20 protein-coding genes are annotated in these 22,746 nt (G+C 64.5%); 16 read left to right on the top strand and 4 right to left on the bottom strand.

Translation table 11 applies throughout. The features are described from left to right. Positions 1 to 41 precede the first annotated feature (41 nt). The 10 genes from BDOA9_RS13190 (at position 42) to BDOA9_RS13145 (ending at position 8,895) form a co-directional block, all read left to right on the top strand. Complete coding sequence (locus tag BDOA9_RS13190; RefSeq protein ID WP_025034410.1) at positions 42 to 1,841, top strand: FAD-dependent oxidoreductase; 1,800 nt, start codon at positions 42 to 44, stop codon at positions 1,839 to 1,841. Further along, positions 1,811 to 3,658 (top strand): 2-oxoacid:acceptor oxidoreductase subunit alpha, encoded by a 1,848-nt coding sequence (locus tag BDOA9_RS13185; protein ID WP_025034409.1) that lies wholly within the window; start codon positions 1,811 to 1,813, stop codon positions 3,656 to 3,658. Before BDOA9_RS13190 ends, BDOA9_RS13185 begins: the two co-directional genes overlap by 31 nt. A 172-nt stretch (positions 3,659 to 3,830) precedes the next feature. After that, positions 3,831 to 4,886, top strand: a complete 1,056-nt coding sequence (locus tag BDOA9_RS13180; protein WP_025034408.1) for a 2-oxoacid:ferredoxin oxidoreductase subunit beta — start codon at positions 3,831 to 3,833, stop codon at positions 4,884 to 4,886. 97 nt (positions 4,887 to 4,983) lie between these two features. Further along, positions 4,984 to 5,604, top strand: coding sequence for a hypothetical protein (locus tag BDOA9_RS13175; RefSeq protein WP_025034407.1), 621 nt, complete (start codon positions 4,984 to 4,986; stop codon positions 5,602 to 5,604). 40 nt (positions 5,605 to 5,644) lie between these two features. Then, on the top strand, positions 5,645 to 6,094 hold the full coding sequence (locus BDOA9_RS13170) for a DsrE family protein (RefSeq protein ID WP_025034406.1): 450 nt from the start codon (positions 5,645 to 5,647) through the stop codon (positions 6,092 to 6,094). 221 nt (positions 6,095 to 6,315) lie between these two features. Next, positions 6,316 to 6,639, top strand: a complete 324-nt coding sequence (locus BDOA9_RS13165; RefSeq protein ID WP_025034405.1) for an ArsR/SmtB family transcription factor — start codon at positions 6,316 to 6,318, stop codon at positions 6,637 to 6,639. Beyond that, positions 6,636 to 7,064: an SRPBCC family protein gene (locus tag BDOA9_RS13160; protein WP_025034404.1), complete on the top strand. Its 429-nt coding sequence runs from the start codon at positions 6,636 to 6,638 to the stop codon at positions 7,062 to 7,064. The genes BDOA9_RS13165 and BDOA9_RS13160 overlap by 4 nt, the downstream gene beginning before the upstream one ends. Before the next feature lie 42 nt (positions 7,065 to 7,106). Further along, entirely contained in the window at positions 7,107 to 7,310 is a 204-nt protein-coding gene (locus BDOA9_RS13155; RefSeq protein ID WP_025034403.1) for a hypothetical protein, read from the top strand. 11 nt (positions 7,311 to 7,321) lie between these two features. Continuing rightward, a complete protein-coding gene (locus tag BDOA9_RS13150; RefSeq protein WP_025034402.1) occupies positions 7,322 to 7,759 on the top strand; it encodes a DUF1801 domain-containing protein in 438 nt (145 codons plus the stop codon). Between the two features lie 122 nt (positions 7,760 to 7,881). Further along, on the top strand, positions 7,882 to 8,895 hold the full coding sequence (locus BDOA9_RS13145; RefSeq protein WP_025034401.1) for an IS5 family transposase: 1,014 nt from the start codon (positions 7,882 to 7,884) through the stop codon (positions 8,893 to 8,895). 306 nt (positions 8,896 to 9,201) lie between these two features. On the opposite strand, the gene BDOA9_RS13140 is transcribed toward BDOA9_RS13145, so the two are convergent. The 4 genes from BDOA9_RS13140 to BDOA9_RS13125 all read right to left on the bottom strand — a co-directional run bounded on the left by BDOA9_RS13140 (position 9,202) and on the right by BDOA9_RS13125 (position 14,906). Then, the gene (locus BDOA9_RS13140; RefSeq protein WP_025034400.1) at positions 9,202 to 10,740 is read right to left on the bottom strand and encodes a SpoVR family protein; all 1,539 of its coding nucleotides are present in this window, start codon (positions 10,738 to 10,740) and stop codon (positions 9,202 to 9,204) included. Next, positions 10,737 to 12,014, bottom strand: a complete 1,278-nt coding sequence (locus BDOA9_RS13135) for a YeaH/YhbH family protein (RefSeq protein ID WP_025034399.1) — start codon at positions 12,012 to 12,014, stop codon at positions 10,737 to 10,739. Before BDOA9_RS13135 ends, BDOA9_RS13140 begins: the two co-directional genes overlap by 4 nt. Before the next feature lie 30 nt (positions 12,015 to 12,044). Continuing rightward, positions 12,045 to 13,988: a PrkA family serine protein kinase gene (locus tag BDOA9_RS13130; protein WP_025034398.1), complete on the bottom strand. Its 1,944-nt coding sequence runs from the start codon at positions 13,986 to 13,988 to the stop codon at positions 12,045 to 12,047. A gap of 297 nt (positions 13,989 to 14,285) precedes the next feature. Continuing rightward, on the bottom strand, positions 14,286 to 14,906 hold the full coding sequence (locus BDOA9_RS13125) for an STM3941 family protein (RefSeq protein ID WP_025034397.1): 621 nt from the start codon (positions 14,904 to 14,906) through the stop codon (positions 14,286 to 14,288). A 328-nt stretch (positions 14,907 to 15,234) separates the two neighbouring features. Here BDOA9_RS13125 and BDOA9_RS13120 point away from each other — a divergent pair, with 328 nt between their 5' ends. From BDOA9_RS13120 to BDOA9_RS13095, 6 genes are read left to right on the top strand one after another with little or no spacing between them, the layout of a single operon-like run. Next, complete coding sequence (locus tag BDOA9_RS13120) at positions 15,235 to 18,084, top strand: bifunctional transaldolase/phosoglucose isomerase (RefSeq protein ID WP_025034396.1); 2,850 nt, start codon at positions 15,235 to 15,237, stop codon at positions 18,082 to 18,084. 13 nt (positions 18,085 to 18,097) lie between these two features. Then, positions 18,098 to 19,087 carry a phosphogluconate dehydrogenase (NAD(+)-dependent, decarboxylating) gene (gene gnd / locus BDOA9_RS13115; RefSeq protein WP_025034395.1) on the top strand — a complete coding sequence of 330 codons (990 nt, stop codon included), beginning with the start codon at positions 18,098 to 18,100 and terminating at the stop codon, positions 19,085 to 19,087. Between the two features lie 28 nt (positions 19,088 to 19,115). Continuing rightward, positions 19,116 to 20,627 (top strand): glucose-6-phosphate dehydrogenase, encoded by a 1,512-nt coding sequence (zwf, locus tag BDOA9_RS13110; RefSeq protein ID WP_025034394.1) that lies wholly within the window; start codon positions 19,116 to 19,118, stop codon positions 20,625 to 20,627. Further along, positions 20,627 to 21,376 carry a 6-phosphogluconolactonase gene (gene pgl, locus BDOA9_RS13105; RefSeq protein ID WP_025034393.1) on the top strand — a complete coding sequence of 250 codons (750 nt, stop codon included), beginning with the start codon at positions 20,627 to 20,629 and terminating at the stop codon, positions 21,374 to 21,376. The genes zwf and pgl overlap by 1 nt, the downstream gene beginning before the upstream one ends. A gap of 22 nt (positions 21,377 to 21,398) precedes the next feature. Continuing rightward, positions 21,399 to 21,905 carry a gluconokinase gene (locus BDOA9_RS13100; RefSeq protein ID WP_042336508.1) on the top strand — a complete coding sequence of 169 codons (507 nt, stop codon included), beginning with the start codon at positions 21,399 to 21,401 and terminating at the stop codon, positions 21,903 to 21,905. Continuing rightward, complete coding sequence (locus BDOA9_RS13095; RefSeq protein ID WP_025034391.1) at positions 21,902 to 22,714, top strand: Cof-type HAD-IIB family hydrolase; 813 nt, start codon at positions 21,902 to 21,904, stop codon at positions 22,712 to 22,714. The genes BDOA9_RS13100 and BDOA9_RS13095 overlap by 4 nt, the downstream gene beginning before the upstream one ends. The last annotated feature ends 32 nt before the right edge of the window (positions 22,715 to 22,746 follow it).

Below are 22,746 nucleotides of genomic sequence, written 5' to 3'. Positions count from 1 at the left end.
AAAGGCCGCGGGGTCTTTGGGCCTGCGCGGACAGGGTAGGAATGAAACCGACCGACATCGCGGCCCCCGACTACTTTCACAAGGTGGTCGATTGCCAATGGGCCTGTCCTGCGCACACCCCGGTTCCCGAATACATCCGACTGATCGCCCAAGGCCGCTACGGCGACGCCTACATGATCAATTGGAAATCGAACGTGTTTCCCGGAATCCTGGGACGCACTTGCGATCGTCCATGCGAGCCGGCGTGCCGGCGCGGACGTGTCGAGGAAAATCCGGTCGCGATCTGCCGCCTCAAGCGCGTTGCGGCGGATTTCAAGGACGACATCAGGCAGCGGCTGCCGAAGCCCGGTCCGAAGAACGGCAAGCGCGTTGCGCTGGTCGGCGGCGGTCCCGCTTCGCTGACGGTGGCGCGCGATCTCGCGCCGCTCGGCTATCACTGCACCGTGTTCGATGCCGACCCGGAAGCGGGCGGCATGATGCGCACGCAGATCCCGAAATTCCGCCTGCCCAATTCGGTGATCGACGAGGAGACCGGCTACATCCTCAACCTCGGCGTCGAGTTCAAAGGCGGTCACCGCATCGACAGCATGAAGGCGCTGCTCGCCGAGAAATACGACGCCATCTTCGTCGGCTCCGGCGCGCCGCGCGGCCGCGAGCTCGAGCTTCCCGGCCGGACAGAGGCCGCCGCCAACATCCATATCGGCATCGAATGGCTGGCCAACGTGTCGTTCGGCCATGTCGACAAGATCGGCAAGCGCGTGATCGTGCTCGGCGGCGGCAACACCGCGATGGATTGCTGCCGCACCGCGCGCCGGCTCGGCGGCGAGAAAGTCACTGTGGTCGTGCGTTCCGGTTTCGACGAGATGAAGGCCTCGCCCTGGGAGAAGGAAGACGCGATCCACGAGGATATCCCGATCCTCAACTACATGGTCCCGGTGGCCTTCAAGCACGTCGCCGGCAAGCTGATCGGCGTCACCTTCCAGCACGTCAAGGCCGAATACGACGCCAAGGGCCGCCGTAACCTCGTGCCTTCGGGCGACCCCGACCAGACCATTCCCTGCGACGACGTGCTGGTCGCGGTCGGCCAGGAGAACGCCTTCCCCTGGATCGAGCAGGATTGCGGCATCGAGTTCGACAAATGGCACATGCCGAAGGTCGATCCCAAGACCTTCGTCTCGACCAACCCGAAAGTGTTTTTCGGCGGTGACGCCGCGTTCGGGCCGAAGAACATCATCTGGGCGGTCGCGCACGGCCATGACGCCGCGCTGTCGATCCACAAGATGCTCTCCGGCGAGGACATCGACGAGCGCCCGCTGCCGGAGGTGCAGGTCTCATCGCAGAAGATGGGCATCCACGAATGGAGCTACGACAACGACATCTCGCCCGACAAGCGCTACAAGGTGCCGCATCGCGACAAGGTCGTTGCGCTCAAGGACATCCGCGCCGAGGTCGAGCTCGGCTATGACGTCAAGCTCGCGCTCGGTGAAGCGCATCGCTGCCTGAACTGCGACGTGCAGACCGTGTTCTCGACCTCGCTCTGCATCGAGTGCGACGCCTGCGTCGACATCTGCCCGATGGATTGCATCACCTTCACCGCCAACGGCGAGGAAACCGATCTGCGCCAGCGCCTGAAGGCGCCTTCGCTGCATCCGGACCAGGACCTCTACGTCTCCTCGGATCTGAAGACCGGGCGGGTGATGGTCAAGGACGAGGACGTCTGCCTGCATTGCGGGCTGTGCGCCGAGCGCTGTCCCACCGGCGCCTGGGACATGCAGAAATATTACATCGAGATGACCCACGCAGGTTCGACATGTCCGACAAAAAGCCGATCAGCAGCGTAAACGACTTCGTCGTCCGCTTCGCCAACGTCAACGGCTCGGGCTCGGCCAGCGCCAACGAGATGTTCGCCCGCGCGATCCTGCGCCATGGCGTCCCGGTGTCCCCGCGCAACATCTTCCCCTCCAACATCCAGGGCCTGCCGACCTGGTACGAGGTGCGCGTGACGGAAGAAGGCCATCTCGGCGCCCGCGGCGGCGTCGACATGATGGTGGCCATGAACCCGCAGACCTGGGACAAGGACGTCGCCGGCATCGAGCCCGGCGGCTATCTGTTCTACGATTCCACCAAGCCGATGCCGTCGACCAAATTCCGCGACGACATCACCGTGATCGGCGTGCCGCTGACCGCGATCACCAACTCGACCTATACCGATCCGCGCCAGCGGCAGTTGTTCAAGAATATCATTTATCTGGGCGCGCTCTCGGCGCTGCTCGACATGGACCCCAAGCTGATCGAGCAGCTGATCGGCGAGCAGTACAAGGGCAAGGAGAAGCTGCTCTCCTCCAACGTCCATGCGCTGCATCTCGGCCGCGACTGGGCCTTGCAGAACCTGAAATGTCCGATCGGGCTACGCGTGAAGAAGTCCGACAAGGTCGGCGACCGCATTTTCATCGAGGGCAACAGTGCCGCCGCGCTCGGCGCCGTCTATGGCGGCGCCACCGTCTGCGCCTGGTATCCGATCACGCCGTCCTCCTCGGTGGCGGAGGCCTTCACCGCCCATTGCAAGAAGTACCGGCACGATCCCGAAACCGGCAAGGCGAAATACGCCATCGTGCAGGGCGAGGACGAGCTCGCTTCGATCGGCATCGTGATCGGCGCGTCCTGGAACGGCGCCCGCGCCTTCACCGCGACCTCCGGCCCCGGCATCTCGCTGATGACCGAGTTCATCGGCCTCTCGTACTTTGCCGAGATCCCGGCCGTGATCATGAACATCCAGCGCGCCGGCCCCTCCACGGGCATGCCGACCCGCACCCAGCAATGCGACATCATCGCCTGCGCTTATGCTTCGCACGGCGACACCAAGCATGTGCTGCTGTTCCCCGAGGACCCGGCCGAGGCGTTCGAGTTCGCGGCCGCCGCCTTCGATCTCGCCGAGCGGCTGCAGACCACGATCTTCCTGATGCTCGATCTCGACATCGGCATGAACCACCGGCTCTGCCGCCCGCTGAAGTGGGACGACGCCAGGCAATATGACCGCGGCAAGGTGATGACGGCGGAGATGCTGGAAGAAGGCCGCGACTTCGGCCGCTACCTCGACGTCGACGGCGACGGCATTCCCTACCGCACCTATCCCGGCACGCATCCGACCAAGGGCTCCTACTTCACCCGCGGCACCTCGCGCGACCGCTATGCGCGCTATTCGGAGGAAGGCACGGTCTACGCCGACAACATGCAGCGCCTGGTGCGCAAGTTCGAGACCGCGCAGGACCTGGTGCCGCGGCCGCTGCAGGCCAATGCGGAACGGCCGACCAAATACGGCGTGATCTATTTCGGCTCGACCTCGCCGGCGATGGACGAGGCGATCGGGCTTCTGGAGGCACGCGGGCATCAGCTCGACCGCCTGCGCATCCGCGCCTTCCCGTTCCACTCCAGCGTTGCTAGCTTCCTCGCCGAGCACGACTTCGTCTATGTCGTCGAGCAGAACCGCGACAGCCAGCTGCGCCAGCTCATCGTCAACGAGAACGGCATCGATCCTGTCCGGCTCGTGCCGATCGTGCATTACGACGGCACGCCGATCACCGCCCGTTTCATCGCCAAGGCCATTGGCGACCACCAGGACCACCTCAAGGTGACCCCGCTCCGCAAGGCCGTGTCATGATGGCAAACTGCATCCACACCGTCATTGCGAGCGCAGCGAAGCAATCCAGAATCCCTCCGCAGCGGCAGTCTGGATTGCTTCGCTGCGCTCGCAATGACGGAGTACCGGTCGGGCAGCTCTGCCACGTGCGGGAAGAAGTCGGATTGCGGAGAGGAAGCAGATAGGGACGTTCATGACCTACATCGCAAAGCCGAAATTCCATCATCCGGGGCTGAAGAAGAACGCGCTCGGCTACACGCATCGTGATTACGAGGGCAAGATCTCGACGCTGTGCGCGGGATGCGGCCACGATTCGATCACGGCCTCGATCATCGAGGCCTGCTACGAGCTCTCGATCGAGCCGCATCGCGTGGCGAAGATTTCCGGCATCGGCTGCTCGTCGAAGACGCCGGACTATTTCCTCGGCAACTCGCACGGCTTCAACTCCGTGCACGGACGCATGCCATCCGTGCTGACTGGCGCCAATCTCGCCAACCGCGACCTGATCTATCTCGGCGTCTCCGGCGACGGCGATTCCGCCTCGATCGGCTTCGGCCAGTTCGCGCATTCGATCCGGCGCGGCGTCAACATGACCTATATCGTCGAGAACAACGGCGTCTACGGCCTGACCAAGGGCCAGTTCTCGGCGACCGCCGACCGCGGCTCGAAGAGCAAGAAGGGCGTCACCAACACCGACAACGCCATCGACCTCGTCGCGATCGCGCTGCAGCTGGGCGCCACCTTCGTGGCGCGCTCGTTCTCCGGCGACAAGAGCCAGCTGGTGCCGCTGATCGCCGCCGCGATCGGCCACAAGGGCGCCTCCTTCATCGACGTCATCAGCCCCTGCATCGCCTTCAACAACCACGCCGGCTCGACCAAGAGCTTCGACTATGTCCGCGAGCACAACGATGCCGTGAACCGGCTCGACGTGCTGGTCGGCCGCGATCCCATTGCGGTGGACTATGCGCCCGGCACGGTGCAGGTGGTCGAGCAGCACGACGGCAGCAAGATCGCATTGCGCAAGATCGATGCGGATTACGATCCGCATGACCGTCTCGGCGCCCAGACCTTCCTGGCAAGGCACGCCGCCAAGGGCCAGATCGTCACCGGTCTTCTGTACGTCGATCCCGATGCCGACGACCTGCACGAGCATCTCAATACGGTCGAGACCCCGCTCAATGCGCTGGAGGCCGATACGCTGTGCCCGGGCTCGGCGGTGCTGGACAAGATCAACGCCAGCCTGCGGTGAGAGTGCCGAACGCTTGAACGCGGTGCGCTGGCGGCGCGACTAACGGCAGACCGGCCCGCGCGTGGCGGGCCATTGCCGCCAGGCGTCCGGTGCAACCATGAAGCTTGCCCTCATCCTTCCCTTTGCCCTTGCCGCATTCATCGGCGCCGCCCAGGCCGAGGAAGGCGACGACATTCGCCAGGCCAGCAAGGCCGAGGCCGAAACCTTCAATACGCGGATGTATGCGAGACCTCCCGGCGACAAGGCCTATGCCTGCTTCGTCCGCCGCTACGATGCCGACCATCTGGCGCGGCATCCGAAGCAGAAGGTCGCTTCGATGAAGCTGCTGGTTTCCGCGGAGTTCGACAAGGAGGACAAGGAGCTGCACCATTCCTTCCGCCTCGGCTTCAGGTACCGCCATCGCAGCGGCGATTTCGACTCCAGCGGCTCATGCAACCACGCCGTATTCACCAGGAGCGGCGACGAGGTGCGCCTCGGCTGCGGCGTTGACTGCGATGGCGGCGGCATCGGCGTTGCGCTCTCCAGGGACGACAAGTCGGCCATCGTGCGGCTCGCACGTGTCAGGGTCTGGCAGAACAACAAGCCGGACGATGACGCCGAGCATTCGCTGACATCAGGCGCCGACGACAAGATCTTCCGCCTGGACCGCGCCGACAACCGCGAGTGTGCCTCGCTGGTGACCGACCGCAAGGAACTCGCGGCGCTGCGCCACAAGTGATATGCCTTTCGGCAATGTCAGGCAATCCAGAGAGAATGCCATGAACCGCCGCAGCATCTTGTGGAGCGCCGTCTCGGCTCTTGGCGCAGCACTCGGCGCCTCCGGCGCCAAAGCCGCGACGGAAGCGAGCGCGAGCAAGAAGCTGAAGGTCGCCTACCACCTCAGCGACGCCGAGAAGGTCCATTTCGTGCTCGGCAACATCCAGAACCACATCGACGGGGTCGGCGGCCCCGAGCATGTCACGATCGCGCTGGTGATCCACGGCCCGGCGCTGAAGGCGTTCCACGCCGCACAGGCCAACCCCGACGTCAGCAAGCGCGTCGGTGACTTCTCCAAAGGAGGCGTGGAGCTCGCCGCCTGCGGCAACACGATGAAGGCGCAGAACGTCACGCTGAGCGAGCTGCTGCCGGGTTTCGTCAATGCGGAGAACGGCGGCGTGGTCCGGCTGGCCGAGCTGCAGTCGCAAGGGTATCTGTATTTGCGGCCGTAGCGTTTCGCGAGGCGCCTCCACATTCTCCGTCATTGCGAGGAGCCCTTGCGACGAAGCAATCCAGACTGTCTCCGAGGAGGGATTCTGGATTGCTTCGCTACGCTCGCAATGACGGCGGAGGACGTCGCGCGAGCGAAAGCCATTTCCCTCCAATCCCACTTGACTTACCCATAACTCCACGGTTATGAGTTAACCCATAACTTCCTGGTTATGGATTCCGCATGCCCTCCACCCCCGACCTGCTGTTCAGGACGCTCGCCGACCCCACGCGGCGGGCGATCTTCGAGCGGCTGTGCCGCGAGGGGGAGCAGACGGTCGGGGCACTGACGGCGCGGTCCGGCGTGTCGCAGCCGGCGGTGTCGAAACATCTCGGGGCGCTGAAGCAGGCGGGCCTGGTGCGCGACCGGCACGAAGGACGGCAGACCCATTACAGCGCGCAGCCCGGTGCGCTCGATCCGCTGATCGACTGGACCGGCCGGATGGCCGCCTTCTGGCAGCAAAGGCTAGATGCCCTCGACGATCTCCTGAAGAGGATGGACCAATGAACGAACCCGCCGCGACGCGCTCCGTCGTCATCGAGCGCGAATTTGCCTATCCCACCGAGCGGCTCTGGCGTGCGCTGACGCAGCCGCATCTGATCGAAGAATGGCTGATGAAGAACGACTTCAAGCCGGTCGTCGGCCATCGCTTCAACCTGCGCGGCGAATGGGGCGGCGTGCTGGATTGCGAGGTGCTCACCATCGAGCCGCAGAAGACGCTGGCCTATACCTGGAATTTCTCGCATGAGGACGCCGCCTTCGACCTGAAGAGCATCGTCACCTTCACGCTGACGCCGACGAGCGCGGGCACGCACTTACGCGTCGAGCAGGCGGGCTTCCGCCCGACGCAGAAGCAGGCGTTCGGCGGCGCGCATGCCGGCTGGAAGCAGTTTTTGGCCAAGCTGGACGAGTTGCTGGCGCGGGCCGAGTAGCGCCGCGGGCATCCAATCCGATCAATCCAACAGGAGGTCCCAATGAGCACGCAGATGTGGATTCGGCAGATTCATCGCTGGCTGTCGATGGCATTCACGCTCGCCGTCATCGCCAACATCGTGGCGATGACGATGCAGGTCCAGGCCGTGTGGATCGGCTTCCTGGCGCTGGTGCCGCTGATTCCGCTGCTCGCGACCGGGCTCTATCTGTTCGCGCTGCCTTATCGCGGCCGCAGCAACGCGTGAACGAGGCGATGATGAAGAAGCAAGTGACGGCGAAGACGAGCAGCGCGAAGGAAACAGGCACCGCCTCGCCATCGAAGCTGATCGACGGCCGGATCAGGGAGCTCGGCGACTGGCGCGGCGAGATGCTCGCGCGAGTCCGCGGCCTGATCAGGGAAGCCGATCCCGGCGTCGTCGAGGAATGGAAATGGCGCGGCGTTCCCGTGTGGGAGCACGACGGCATCATCTGCACCGGCGAAACCTACAAGGACGTCGTGAAGCTGACGTTTGCGAAAGGCGCAGCGCTGGCCGATCCCGCTGGTCTGTTCAATTCCAGCCTCGACGGCAACGTGCGCCGCGCGATCGATATTCGCGAGGGCGAAAAGGTCAACGAGAAGGCGCTGAAGGCACTGATCCGCGCGGCGGCGGCGCTGAATGCGAGCAAGAAGAAGCCGGGGAAGCGATCGGCGTAGAGTGGAATGGCTTTAGGTTGACTCGATTGCCACGGGCTCCGTGCAACCTCTCCCGCTTGCGAGAGCTTTGCACAAGAGGAGGATTTGCGATTCTCTAGGGCCTGTGGTGGAGGCGGATTCGGATGGCATATCGAGAGGTTGGGCAACTGAGCTTCGCGGATGCGCTGGTATCGCGGCGGGGGAAGGGTAGCCCGGTGCTGAAGCGGATTGGCGAACTGGTCGACTGGGCGGCAGTGGAGAGAGTGCTGAATGGTCTTCCGGAGCCGGAGCGCGGCCCTCCGCCCTATCCGCGACTGGTGCTGTTCAAGGCGCTGCTGCTGCAGCAATGGTATGGGCTTTCCGATCCGGCGCTGGAGGAAGCGCTCGACGACCGGGCCTCGTTCCGCGCCTTCTGCGGCTTTGTGCTGAGCGACGAGACGCCTGATCACACGACGATCTGGCGATTCCGCGAGGCTTTGCAGCGAGCCGGTCTGGACGAGAAGCTGTTCGCCGAGATCCTGCATCAGATCGACGCCCGCGGGCTGGTGCTGCGCCGGGGCACATTGATCGATGCGAGCCTGATCTCGGCAGCAGTAAAGCCGCCGAAGCCGCCAGAGGACCCGCAGCCGCCCGGCCCGGACGGTCGTGAACCGAGCAAGCTGGTCAACAGCAAGCGCGATCCAGATGCGCGCTGGACCAAGAAGGGCGGCAAGCGGTACTTCGGCTACAAAGCCCATATCGGCATGGATCAGGGTTCGGCCATCGTCCGCCGCAGCAAGCTGACCGACGCTGCGGTCAACGACACGGTGCCCGCCGACGAACTGGTCTGTGGTGATGAGAAGGCGCTCTATGCCGACCAAGCCTATGACAAGCACGAGCGCCGCAGCGGGCTCGCCGCGCGGGGAATCAAGCCGAGGCTGATGTTCCGGCCCAACAAGCATCATCCGCTCACCGAGCGGCAGAAGCGCTTCAACGATGCCGTGGGAAAGCGCCGCGCACCGGTCGAGCAGGTCTTCGCGCGCCTCAAGGGCAGCTATCGCTGGGCGCGCGCTCGCTATCTGGGTTTGGCGCGCAATCAGACACATCTGCGCCTGATCTGCCTCGCCATGAACCTCAAACGATGGGCGGTGCTGTGCCCGATAGGAGCCGCAGCGTGACCACCACCCGCCGCTACCCCGCGGCCACGAAAAACAGACGCCCCACCCCTCTGGGGCTACGCGAGGCCGTTCAAAAAAAGCCCCATATCGAACTTCACTCCAGCACAACTCATTACGCAAAGCTCTCGCTTGCGGGAGAGGTTGGCGCGTCAGGGCGATGCGAAGCATCGTCCCGCGCGCCGGGAGCGGGCTCTCTCCTCTGGGGGAATCCCACTGCGGAGACACCCTCTCCCCAGCCGTCCCCCGCAGGCGGGGGAGGGACCGCACCGTCTCCGGCGCGCGAGCTTCACTTCGAAAGAGATAGCCTCACGCCACCGCGGCCGGGATCGGGCGCGGGCTGACGACGTATTCGCGCAACACCTTGTCGTTGGCGTCGACCTCGATCAGGGCGACGTCGTAGGTCCAGAGATCGGCCAGGTGCTGCAGCACGCGCTTGGCGTCGGTCTCGTTGAGCTGCGAACCCTTGATGACGTGGTGGTGCAGGATCAGCCGGCGGTCGCCGGAGAGATCGACGTCGACCACCTCGATATTGGCGTCGATGTAGCCAACATCGTGCTGCCGCGCCAGCTCGCGGCGGACGCGGCGGAAGCCGCGCTCGTCGTGGATGGCATCGACCCGGATGCCGGCGCGCTCTTCGGGATCATCGTGCAGGTGGAACATGCGGAAGTGCCGCATCAGCTTCGGGCTCAGGAACTGGCCGATGAAGCTCTCGTCGCGGTAATTGGCCCAGACGTCGCGCAGCACGCCCATGACGTCGTTCTTGCCGGCGATGTCGGGGAACCATTCGCGGTCCTCGTCTTCCGGATTGGTGACGATGCGCTCGATGTCCTGCATCACCGCGAAGCCGAGCGCATAGGGGTTGAAGCCGGAGAAGCGCGGATCGTCGAATTCGGGCTGGAACACCACGTTGGTGTGCGACCCCAGGAATTCGAGGAAGTTGCCGTCGCTGATGCGGCCCTGCTCGTGCAGCTTGGTCATGATGCGATAATGGACGTAGGTCGCCGTTCCCTCGTTCATGACCTTGGTCTGGCTCTGCGGATAGAAATATTGCGCGATGTGGCGGACGATGCGGAGCAGCTCGCGCTGCCAGGGCGCCAGTCGCGGCGCGCTCTTCTCCAGGAAATAGAGCAAATTCTCCTGCGGCAGGCCGAGCAGCTTGCGTCGCCGCTCGATGCTGAGCGTCGAACGGCTCTTGCTCTTGCCGGCAGGCACCGTGCGCCAGAGATCGTTGAAGACCTCCTCCTCGTGCTGGCGGCGGCGCCCTGCCCGCTTCTCCTCGGCGCGCAGATCGAGCTTCTTCTTGCCGGGATAGCGGTCGATGCCGTGCGACATCAGCGCGTGCGCGGCGTCGAGCGTGCGCTCGACCTCGATGCGGCCGTAGCGCTCCTCGCACTGCATGACGTAGTTCTTGGCGAAGTCGAGATAGTCCAGGATGCCGTCGGCATCGGTCCACTGCTTGAACAGATAATTGTTCTTGAAGAAATGGTTGTGGCCGAAGGCGGCGTGCGCGATCACCAGCGTCTGCATCGTCGCCGTGTTCTCCTCCATCAGATAGGAGATGCAGGGCGAGGAGTTGATGACGATCTCGTAGGCGAGCCCCATCAGGCCCTTGCGGTACGACGCCTCATGGAACGCGAAATGCTTGCCGAACGACCAGTGCTTGTAGAACAGGGGCATGCCGACCGACGAATAGGCGTCCAGCATCTGCTCGGCGGTGATGACCTCGATCTGGTTCGGATAGACGTCGAGGCCGAGATCCTTCAGCGCCACCTCCTCGCAGGCATCGGTGATGCGCTGCAAGGTGCGGAAATCCCAGTCGGCGCCTTCGAACAAACGTTCCGTCATGGAGCGGCCTTCTCCTGGGCAGTGTCGCGGCGCTGGAACAGATCGTGGAACACGGGAAAGATCTCGCTGCGCTCCGAGACCTTGCGCATCGAGAGCGGCGCGCCGCTGTTGCGCAGGCGCTCGTAGAGGCTCCAGAGCGAGGAGTCGGAGAGATCGAAGGCGCTGCCGCCGGCCTCGCCGACCTCGAGATAGGCGAAGAACTGGCAGACCGGCAGGATCTTCTCGGTCAAGAGGAGCCCGGTGAGCTCGCCGTCGGAATAGGAATTGTCGCCGTCGGAGGCTTGCGCGGCGTAGATGTTCCAGTCCGACGGGTTGAAGCGCTCACGCACGATCTCGTGCATCGCCTGCAGCGCGCTGGAGACCAGCGTGCCGCCCGAGGCCGGACCGTAGAAGAAGGTCTGCTCGTCGACCTCCTCGGCGCGGTCGGTGTGGCGGATGAAGACGATCTCGACGTGCTTGTAGCGCCGCTTCAGGAAGACGTAGAGCAGCATGTAGAAGCGCTTCGCCAGATCCTTCATGTGCTCGGACATCGAGCCGGAGACGTCCATCAGGCAGAACATCACGGCCTGCGCCACCGGTCGCGGCACCTTCTCGTAGCGCCGATAGCGGATATCGAGCGGATCGATGAAGGGAATGCGCTTGGTTTTCGCCTTCAGCTTTTCGAGCCGGGCGATGAGCTCGACGCGCTCGTCCTCGTCAGTGCAGGCGGCGATCTCGGCTTCCAGCTCCTCGATCTCGTCCTTGCTCGGACGCTTGAGTGCGATGCGGCGGGCGAGCGCCAGCTTCACGGTGCGGCTGACCGAGATGTTGGCGGGCGAGCCCGAGGTGGTGTAGCCGGCGCGCTGGATGCCTTCGCTCTCGGTCTGCGCGATCTTGCGCTTGGCAAGATCCGGCAGCTCGAGATCGTCGAGGAAGAGATCGACGAACTCGTCGCGGGAGAGCACGAAGCGGAAGGCGTCCTCGCTGTCGCCTTCGCCGGGACCGGAATCCTTGGCGCTGCCCTGGCCGGAGCGTTGCAGATAGTCGCCTTCGATGAACTTCTTGTTGCCGGGCAGCACCATGTCGCGCGTCCCGCCTTCACGGCGGAAACGCGGCTCGTGCATGCCGTCGAGCGGGATCGTGACCTCACCCCCCTCCAGGACGTCCTTGATGTCGCGTTCCTGCGAGGTCTTCTTGACGGCGCCCTGCACCAGGGATTTGGCCCGACGCAAGAACCGCTGGCGGTTCTCAAGACTCTTCCCGCCTGGATTCAGGCGCCTGTCAATAATGTGAATGGGCACTTGACCATTCGCCTCCCATCCGCCTCAACCGGCCTGCTTCACGCGCATGTACCATTCGACCAGCCGGCGAACCTGACGTTCGGTGTAGCCGCGCTCCACCATGCGTGCGACGAACTCGCCGTGCTTCTTCTCCGTCTCGCCGTCCTTCTTCGACCCGAAGGAGATGACCGGAAGCAGATCCTCGACCTGGGAGAATATCCGCTTTTCGATCACATCGCGAATCTTCTCGTAGGAGGTCCAGGTCGGATTTTTACCGCCGTTCTGGGCCCGGGAGCGTAACGAGAATTTGACGACCTCGTTGCGGAAGTCCTTGGGGTTGGCGATGCCCGCCGGTTTCTCGATTTTCGTCAGCTCCTGGTTCAAAAGCTCGCGATCGAGCAGCTGGCCCGTATCAGGATCCTTGAAGTCCTGGTCCTCGATCCAGGCGTCGGCGTAGTCGACGTAGCGGTCGAACAGGTTCTGGCCGTAATCGGAGTAGGATTCGAGATAGGCCTTCTGTATCTCGTTGCCGATGAACTCGGCATAACGCGGCGCCAGGTCCGCCTTGATGAATTCGAGATAACGCTTCTCGGTCTCCTCGGGCAGCTGCTCGCGGCGGATCGCCTGCTCCAGCGCGTACATCAGATGCACGGCGTCGGCGGCCACCTCCTGCGGATCGTGGTTGAAGGTGGCGGCCAGGATCTTGAAGGCGAAGCGGGTCGAGACGCCGTCCATGCCCTCGTCGACGCCGGCGGCGTCGCGATATTCCTGGACGCTGCGCGCCTTCGGATCGGATTCCTTCAGGCTCTCGCCGTCGTAGACCCGCATCTTGCCGAACAGGGTGGAGTTCTCGTGCTTGCGCAGGCGCGACATCACCGAGAACCGCGCCAGTGTCTCCAGCGTCGACGGCGCGCAAGGCGCCGAGGCGAGCTCGGAGCCCTGGATCAGCTTCTCGTAGATCTTCTGCTCCTCGGTGACCCTGAGGCAGTAGGGCACCTTGATGACGCAGATGCGGTCGATGAAGGCCTCGTTGTTCTTGTTGGCCTTGAAGCTCGCCCACTCGGCTTCGTTCGAGTGCGCCAGGATGATGCCGGTGAACGGGATCGCGCCGATGTTCTCGGTGCCGATATAGTTGCCTTCCTGGGTTGCGGTCAGCAACGGGTGCAGCATCTTGATCGGCGCCTTGAACATTTCGACGAACTCGAGCACGCCCTGGTTGGCGCGGTTGAGGCCGCCGGAATAGCTGTAGGCGTCGGGATCGTTCTGGGCGTAGGTCTCGAGCTTGCGGATGTCGACCTTGCCGACCAGCGAGGAGATGTCCTGGTTGTTCTCGTCACCGGGCTCGGTCTTGGCGATCGCGATCTGTCGCAGCCGCGACGGCTGGATCTTGGCGACCCGGAACTGGGAGATGTCGCCGCCGAACGCTTCGAGCCGCTTGTAGCACCACGGGCTCATCAGGCCGGTGAGGCGGCGGCGCGGAATGCCGTACTTCTCCTCCAGCATCGGACCGAGCTGATCGGGATCGAACAGGCTGAGCGGGCTCTCGAACACCGGCGAGAGCTCGTCGCCGGCCTTGAGCACGTAGATCGGCTGCACTTCCATCAGCGACTTGAGCCGCTCGGCGAGCGAGGACTTGCCGCCGCCGACCGGGCCGAGCAGATAGAGGATCTGCTTGCGCTCTTCGAGGCCTTGCGCCGCGTGGCGGAAGAAACCGACGATGCGCTCGATGGTTTCTTCCATGCCATAGAAGCCGGCGAAGGCCGGATAGGTGCGGATGGTGCGGTTCAAAAAAATACGGCCAAGGCGTGGGTCCTTGGCCGTGTCAATCGTCTGGGGCTCACCGATCGCTGCAAGTAGTCGTTCGGCCGCGTTCGCGTATTTCATGGGATCGCTTCGACACGATTCCAGATATTCCGCCATCGACATGTCGTGCTGGCTTCTCGCCTCGAACGACCGAGCGAAAGCGTTGAATAGAGAATCGTTGTACATGATCCCTCTCCGCGTGAGTTCCGCTACAAGCTGAAACGAAAGCAGTTACCGGACCGTTCCTCAGGCCGTTTCGAATCAGCGTGAGCACATGACGATCATTGGACACCCGGGTGCCGACTCGACGCAACGCACAACGTAGGCACTCCATGAGTTACGAACAGGCACCTGCCTGTAATTTGTGCGAATCTCTGTCTATTCTGGCTCATTTCCAGAAAATGTCACTCGGTCGCCACATCCGGGCGTTCCCGGATATGGCCTCATCCGGCGATGCAGCATAGCTGTCCGGGAGCGGCGATCTTATGACGCTTGTACGGCGAAGCCTTGCGGCCGCCGTTCATCTTCCTGCTGCAATGCGGTGCGCGCGCCGGTGCCGGCGTGGAAGTCGCGACAAGCCCGCAGCAACGTATCAAAATTGGTCGCCAGCCCCTCCGAGCGGATGACGATGCGGCCATCCTGCGCGCGACGGGCCAGGGTGGGGATGGTGGACAGCTGGCGCTGCAAATCCGGTGAGGGCGTGAGCACGATCGCCTTGTGGCCGCGGCTTTCGTCAGCCGAAATCTCCGCGATCGATTCCCAGGGGAGAAATTCATTGCCGATACGGAGATCGCGGATGCCGTAGGGGGTCACGACCACCACCGCTCCCCGTTCGGCGGGAAGCATCCAGATCAGCCAGGCGGTGGCCAGGCCAAATACGACGACGCCGGCATAACCGACCGTCGTATCGTAGCCGCCGGGCCCGTCCCACCAGTCGAAGGCAAGGCTCGCACTGAGGAGGGTCGCGGCAAAACCCGCCGCGACCAGCAGCCGCAGCTGGGTCACGCAGCGGTTGATCTCGAGATCGCGCGATGCGTCGATGCTGACTAACGCATCCGCTGGCTGGCTGTCGGCGACGACCAGACCCTTCTTACCCGCGTGCATAGTCTTCCCCCAGCATGGCCATTCGCGGCCGAGCCACGATGCGACGGCGAATCGAATTTCGCCGGTGGCACTCTACGCAATCACTGGCCGACGAGGTGCGACGGCTGACATTACGCAAGGAGACTTCGGCCACGCGCTCGGGCCAACGACTTTTACGCAACATAGCCAGCGCCCGCCTGGATCGCCATGATCGCGACGGAGTTACACTGGAAGGTATGACTCCCACACCCTTGATTGGTTCCCTCCCGGGTGCATGTAAGCTAGAGGATAGCGCGTCAGGACCGGCGCGAAAACCCCTCGCCCGCAGGCTTGGAGATAAATAGGCATCATGAATCCCGTCAAAGAACTGGAAAAGCACGGACAAGCGGTCTGGCTCGACTTCCTGGCCCGCGGCTTCATCGCCAAGGGCGACCTGAAGCGGCTGATCGACACCGACGGCGTCAAGGGCGTCACCTCCAATCCCTCGATCTTCGAGAAGGCGATCGGCAGCTCGGACGAATACGACGCCCCGATCGGCAAGGCGCTGAAGCGCGGCGACCGCAATGTGGCCGACCTGTTCGAGGCCGTCGCAATCGAGGACATCCAGAACGCCGCCGACGTGCTGCGCCCGGTCTATGACCGCCTCAAGGGCGGCGACGGCTATGTCAGCCTGGAGGTCTCGCCCTATCTCGCCATGGACACATCAGGCACGATCGTGGAGGCGCGGCGGCTCTGGAAGGACGTCGGTCGCAAGAACCTGATGGTGAAGGTGCCGGCGACACCCGAGGGCCTGCCGGCGATCGAGCAGCTGATCAGCGAGGGCATCAGCATCAACATCACGCTGCTGTTCTCCAAGGCGGTCTATCTCGAGGTGGCCGAGGCCTACATCGCCGGTCTCGAGACCTACGTCGCCGGCGGCGGCGACCCCTCGCACGTCGCCAGCGTCGCCAGCTTCTTCGTCAGCCGGATCGATTCGGTGGTCGACAAGCAGCTGGACGAGAAGATCGCCCGCGCCAACGATCCGTCCGAGAAGGAGCGGCTCGCCGCGCTCAAGGGCAAGGTCGCGATCGCCAACGCCAAGCTGGCCTACCAGGATTACAAGCGCCTGTTCTCAGGTCCGCGCTGGGAGAAGCTCGCCGCCAAGGGCGCCAAGCCGCAGCGCATGCTGTGGGCGTCCACCGGCACCAAGAACAAGGACTATAGCGACGTCCTTTACGTCGAGGAGCTGATCGGTCCCGACACCATCAACACCGTGCCGCCGGCAACGCTGGATGCGTTCCGCGATCACGGCAAGCCGCGCGACAGCCTGGAGGAGAACGTCGAGGACGCGACGCGCGTGCTGGACGAGCTCGAGCGCTCCGGCATCTCGCTTGATGCGATCGCCGAGGAGCTGGTCAAGGACGGCGTCAAGCTGTTTGCGGACGCCGCCGACAAGCTCTACGGCGCCGTCGCCCACAAGCGCGCGGTCGTGCTCGGGCCCGCACTCGACCGCCAGCAGCTTTCGCTGGGCGACGGGCTCGGCAAGGCGCTGGCCAAGACCACCGAGGAGTGGCGGGCCTCGGCCAGGATCCGCAGGCTGTGGCAGCGCGACAAGTCGGTCTGGACCGGTGCGGACGAGGACAAATGGCTCGGCTGGCTCGACAGCCCGCACCAGGCCGACATTGCCGATTACGAGGATTATGCGGGGCGGGTGAAGGGCCAGAAATTCTCCGACGCCGTCGTGCTCGGCATGGGCGGCTCCAGCCTCGGCCCCGAGGTGCTGGCCGAGACCTTTGGCAAGAAGCCCGGCTTCCCCAAGCTGCACGTGCTCGACTCCACCGACCCGGCGCAGGTGCGGGCGATGGAGGCGAAGATCGACATCGCGAGCACCGTCTTCATCGTCTCCAGCAAGTCCGGCGGCACCACCGAGCCGAACGCGATGAAGGACTATTTCCACGAGCAGGTCGCCAAGGCCGTGGGTGCAAAGGTGAAGACCGGCCATCGCTTCATCGCGGTGACCGATCCCGGCTCGTCGCTGGAGAAGGCGGCGAAGCAGTTGAACTACGCCCGCATCTTCCATGGCGAGCCCTCGATCGGCGGACGCTATTCGGTGCTCTCGCCGTTCGGGCTGGTGCCGGCGGCGACCGCAGGCATCGACGTCAAGAGCTTCGTCAAGCATGCGTTGGCGATGGTCCGCTCCTGTGGCCCGGATGTGCCGCCGTCCGAGAACCCGGGCGTGCAGCTCGGGCTTGCCATGGGTCTTGCCGGGCTCGAAGGCCGCGACAAGGTGACGATCCTGGCGTCGAAGAAGATCGCCGATTTCGGCGCCTGGGCCGAGCAGCTGATCGCGGAATCGACCGGCAAGGAAGGCAAGGGCCTGATCCCGATCGAGGGCGAGCCGCTGGGCGACCCTTCCGTCTACGGCAACGATCGCTTCTTCATCGACATCCGCGTCGAAGGCGAAGCCGACGCCGCGCACGATTCCCAGCTTGCCGCAATCGAAGCGGCCGGCCATCCCGTGGTACGCATCGTCATGAAGTCGATCGAGCATCTCGGCCAGGAGTTCTTCCGCTTCGAGATGGCGACCGCCGTGGCCGGCAGCATTCTCGGCATCAACCCGTTCGACCAGCCGGACGTGGAAGCCGCCAAGATCAAGACCCGCGAGCTCACCGCCACGTTCGAGAAGACCGGCAAGTTGCCGCCCGAAGAGCCCGTGGTCAGCACCAAGGACGCCGATCTCTACACCGACGAGGCCAACGCCACGGCGCTGCGCGCCGCCGGCGCCAATGGCGATCTCAGCTCCTGGCTGAAGGCGCATCTGTCGCGGTCCAGCGACGGAGACTACGTCGCCCTGCTCGGCTATATCGCCCGCGACAAGGCCACGATCGACGCGCTCCAGGCCATGCGGCTCGAAGTGCGCGAGAAGCGGCATGTTGCGACCTGCGCCGAGTTCGGCCCGCGCTTCCTGCACTCGACGGGACAGGCCTACAAGGGCGGCCCCGACAGCGGCGTCTTCCTCCAGATCACCGCCGATGACGCCAAGGACCTGCCGGTGCCGGGCCAGAAGGCGAGTTTCGGCGTGATCAAGGCGGCGCAGGCGCGCGGCGATTTCGACGTGCTGACGGAACGCGGCCGGCGCGCGCTGCGCGTGCACCTGAAGGGCGGGCTCAAGAAAGGCCTCGCCGCGCTCAATGCAGCGCTGAGCGATGCGCTGAACTAAAGGGATAATGCAGATGCAACTCGGCATGATCGGCCTCGGCCGAATGGGCGGCAACATCGTTCGCCGCCTGATGCGGCACGGGCATTCGACGGTGGTCTACGACAAGGACGCCAAGGCCGTGGCTAACCTTGCCGCAGACGGCGCGGTCGGCTCGGCGACGCTGGAAGAGTTCGTCCTAAAGCTGGAGCGGCCGCGCACGGCCTGGGTGATGCTGCCGGCAGGACGCATCACCGAGACCACGATCGAGACGATCGCCGGCGTGATGCAGGAGGGCGACGTCATCATCGACGGCGGCAACACCTTCTGGCAGGACGATGTGCGCCGCGGCAAGGCCCTGAAGGCGCGCGGCATCCACTATGTCGATGTCGGCACCTCGGGCGGCGTCTGGGGGCTCGACCGCGGTTACTGCATGATGATCGGCGGCGAGAAGCAGGTGGTCGACCGGCTCGATCCGATCTTCGCGGCGCTGGCGCCGGGCGCCGGCGACATTCCGCGCACGCCGGGGCGCGAGGGGCGCGATCCCCGCATCGAGCAAGGCTACATCCATGCCGGACCGGTGGGCGCCGGGCACTTCGTCAAGATGATCCACAACGGCATCGAATACGGCCTGATGCAGGCCTATGCCGAAGGTTTCGACATCCTCAGGAATGCCAATATCGAGGCCCTGCCGGCGGATCACCGCTACGATTTCGATCTCGCCGACATCGCCGAAGTCTGGCGGCGCGGCAGCGTGATTCCGTCCTGGCTGCTCGATCTCACCGCGACCGCCCTCGCCGACAGCCCGCAGCTGTCGGAATATTCCGGCTTCGTGGAGGATTCCGGCGAAGGCCGCTGGACCGTGAATGCCGCGATCGACGAGGCCGTGCCGGCCGAAGTCCTGACCGCGGCGCTCTTCACCCGTTTCCGCTCCCGCAAGGACCACACCTTCGCCGAGAAAATCCTCTCCGCGATGCGTGCAGGGTTCGGCGGTCACAAGGAGCCGGGCGCGACGAAGCCGAAGTAACGAGTACCTAAGCGAAGGCCGACAATTCGTGACAAAAGACCCGCAGCCAAAGCGCAAGCCGGAAAATTGCGCCTTCGTCATCTTTGGCGTCACCGGCGATCTCACCCATCGCCTGGTGATGCCTTCGCTCTACAATCTGGCGGCCGAGCATTTGTTGCCGGAAAAATTCTGCGTCGTCGGGGTCGCCCGCAGGGGCCAGTCGGATGAGGAGCTGCGCGACAGCCTGCTGAAGGGCTTGCGGCAATTCGCGACGCGTCCGGTGGACGACGACATCGCGACGCGGCTTTTGGAATGCGTGACCTTCGTCGAGGCCGATCCGAAGGATCCGCCTTCCTTCGACCGCCTGCGCGAGCATCTGGATTCGCTGGAATGCGCGCAGGACACCGGCGGCAACCGGCTGTTCTATCTGGCAACCCCGCCCGCAGCGTTCGCGCCGACCGCGCGCGAGCTCGGCCGCACCGGCATGATGAAGGAGAACGGCGCCTGGCGGCGGCTCGTGATCGAAAAGCCGTTCGGCACCGACCTCGCCTCGGCCCGCGCGCTGAATGCCGAGCTCTTGAAGATCATGGACGAGCACCAAATCTACCGGATCGATCATTATCTCGGCAAGGAAACGGTGCAGAACATCCTGGTGCTGCGCTTTGCCAACGGCATGTTCGAGCCGATCTGGAATCGCAACCACATCGACCACATCCAGATCACCGTGGAGGAGAAGCTCGGCGTCGGCCACCGCGGCGGCTTCTACGATGCCACCGGCGCGCTGCGCGACATGGTGCCGAACCATTTGTTCCAGCTGATGTCGCTGGTGGCGATGGAGCCGCCGGCGCGCTTCGATGCGCATTCCGTGCGTTCCGAGAAGGCGGACGTGCTGACGTCGATCCAGCTGCCCAGCCGGGAGGACGCGCTGAGGAATTCGGTGCGCGCGCAATATCTCGCGGGGCGCATCGGCGACGACGAGATCACGGATTATCGCAAGACCGCGGACGTCAAGCCTGACAGCACCACCGAGACCTTCGTCGCGCTGAAGCTGATGATCGACAATTGGCGCTGGGCCGGCGTGCCCTTTTATTTGCGCACCGGCAAGGCGCTCGGTCACAAGCGCACCGAAGTCGCGATCAAGTTCAAGCAGGCGCCGCTGTCGATGTTCTCAGGGACGGACGTCGACCGGCTGTCGCAGAACTTCCTGACCATCGGCATCGCGCCGACCGAAACGATCGAGCTGCAGTTCAACGCCAAGATCCCGGGGCCGAGCATCACCATCGACGGCGTCGAGATGAAGTTCCGCTATGGCGACTATTTCCGGTCCGATCCATCGACCGGCTACGAGACGCTGATCTACGACTGCATGATCGGCGACAACATCCTGTTCCAGCGCGCCGACGGCATCGAAGCCGGGTGGAAGGCCGTGCAGCCCTTCCTGGACGCCTGGAAGATCGCGGGCAGCAACGGCATCGAAACCTATGAAGCCGGCAGCGACGGCCCTGCCTGCGCCGACGAACTGCTCCGGCGCGACGGACGAAGCTGGCGGAAGTACTCCTGATGGCTCAGGCCGGGCAGCCGAAGCTGATCGTCGCGGCGGACGCCGAAGCGCTCGCCCGCGCCGCGGCCGAACGCATGCTGGCGCGGATCGCGGCCAATCCCGGCCGCATCGCGATCTGCCTCACCGGCGGCTCCAGCCCGAAGAAGCTGTATCAGCTGCTCGGCAGCGAGGCCTGGCGCGCCAGGATTCCGTGGGATCGCGTGCACTGGTTCATCGGCGACGAGCGCTTCGTGCCCGAAAGCGATCCTCTCAACAACATGGCGGTCGCGCGCGCGACGTTTCTCGACCGCGATGCGCCCGCCGGCCATATCCACCCGATTTCGACGGCGGCCAACAATCCCGATGCCGCTGCAGGCGCCTATGCGCGCGAGCTGCAGGCCTTTTATGGCGGAGACCAGCTCGATCCGGCGCGCCCGCTGTTCGATCTCGTCCTGATGGGCGCGGGGCCGGACGGCCACACCGCCTCGCTGTTTCCCGGTTACCCCGAGATCGAGGAGGTCAGGCGCTGGGTCGTCGGCGTCCCCAAGGCGAATGTTGCGCCGTTCGTGCCGCGGATCTCGCTCACTTTGCCCGCCTTGGCCTCCTGCCGCGAAATGCTGTTCGAGATTGCCGGGCACGACAAGCGGCCGATCTTGACGCGCCTCCTCAATGGCGAGACTCTGCCGGCCTTACGCGCGCGCTCGAACGGCGAGACCGTCTGGCTGGTCGACAAGGCTGCGCTTCCGGAGGGCGTTCGTGGACCGCGCTGAAGCACCCTGTGCCTTGATCGTGATGGGCGTGTCGGGCTCGGGCAAGAGCACGGTCGCGAAGGCGCTCGGCGAGCGCCTCGGCTGGCGTTTCGAGGACGGCGACAGTTTTCATCCCGCCAGCAATGTCGATAAGATGCGGGCCGGCCATCCCCTCACCGACGAAGACCGCTGGCCGTGGCTGAATGCCATCGCCGACGAGATCGCGCGTGTGTGCGGACGCGGCGAGCATGTCATCATCGCCTGCTCGGCGCTGAAGCACGCCTATCGCGACGTGCTGCTGCGCGGACGCGACGACGTCCGTTTCGTGTTCCTGAAGGGCACCAAGGAGCTGATCGCCGAACGGCTGGCGCAGCGCAAGGGACACTTCATGCCGCCCGGACTGCTGACCAGCCAGTTCGAGACGCTGGAGCCGCCGGAGGCGGGCGAGCACGTCGTCACCGTCTCGATCGACGAGACCGTCGAGGCAATCGTGGACGGCATCGTGCGGCAGCTGAAACTGGGCGGCGCAACACCGAAGGTCCTGCCATGACGCAAATCGCACTCGTGGTCTCCGACGTCGACGGCACGCTACTGACCAAGGACAAGACGCTGACCGAGCGGGCGAGAGGCGCGGTGCAGCGGCTGCACCAGGCCGGCATCGGCTTCACCATCACCTCCAGCCGCCCGGCGATCGGCATGCGCTTTTTGATCGAGCCGCTGGCGCTGTGGCTGCCGGTCGGGCCGTTCAACGGCTCCTCGATCGTTGATCCCGAGATGCGGCCTGTCGAGCAGCACCTGATCCCTGCGGGCACGGCCGAGCGCAGCTTGCAGATCCTGCGCGATTACGGCGCCGACATCTGGCTGTTCACCACCGACAAATGGCTGATCGACAATCCCAGCGGCAGCTACGTCCCGCACGAGCAGCACACAATCCGCGCCGACCCGACCATCGTGACGGACTTCTCGCCGTATCTTGCGAGCGCCTGCAAGATCGTCGGCGCCAGCGCCGATGCGGCAAGGCTCGCCGCCTGCGAGGAGGCGATGCAGGACGCGCTCGGCAGCGAGGCCACCGCGGTGCGCTCGCAGACCTATTATCTCGACATCACCCCGCCCGGCTTCAACAAGGGCACGTTCGTGCAGGCCATGGCCAAGCGCCTCGGCATCTCGACCGACGCGGTCGCCACCATCGGCGACATGCAGAACGACCTCGCGATGTTCCGCGTCAGCGGCACCTCGATCGCGATGGGCAACGCCGCCGACAACGTCAAGGACGAGGCGACGCATGTCACTGCGAGCAACGAGCAGGATGGTTTTGCCGAGGCGATGGAGATGATCTTGACGCGGAACGGGGTGGGCTAGCTGGGCCGCCGGATGCCCACCTCTCCCCAGCG

Origin of the sequence: Bradyrhizobium sp. DOA9 (assembly GCF_000617845.2) — a bacterium.
Lineage (GTDB): Bacteria > Pseudomonadota > Alphaproteobacteria > Rhizobiales > Xanthobacteraceae > Bradyrhizobium.
Note: the sequence above shows the minus strand (reverse complement) of the source record. Positions and strands in the feature narration are given on the sequence as shown.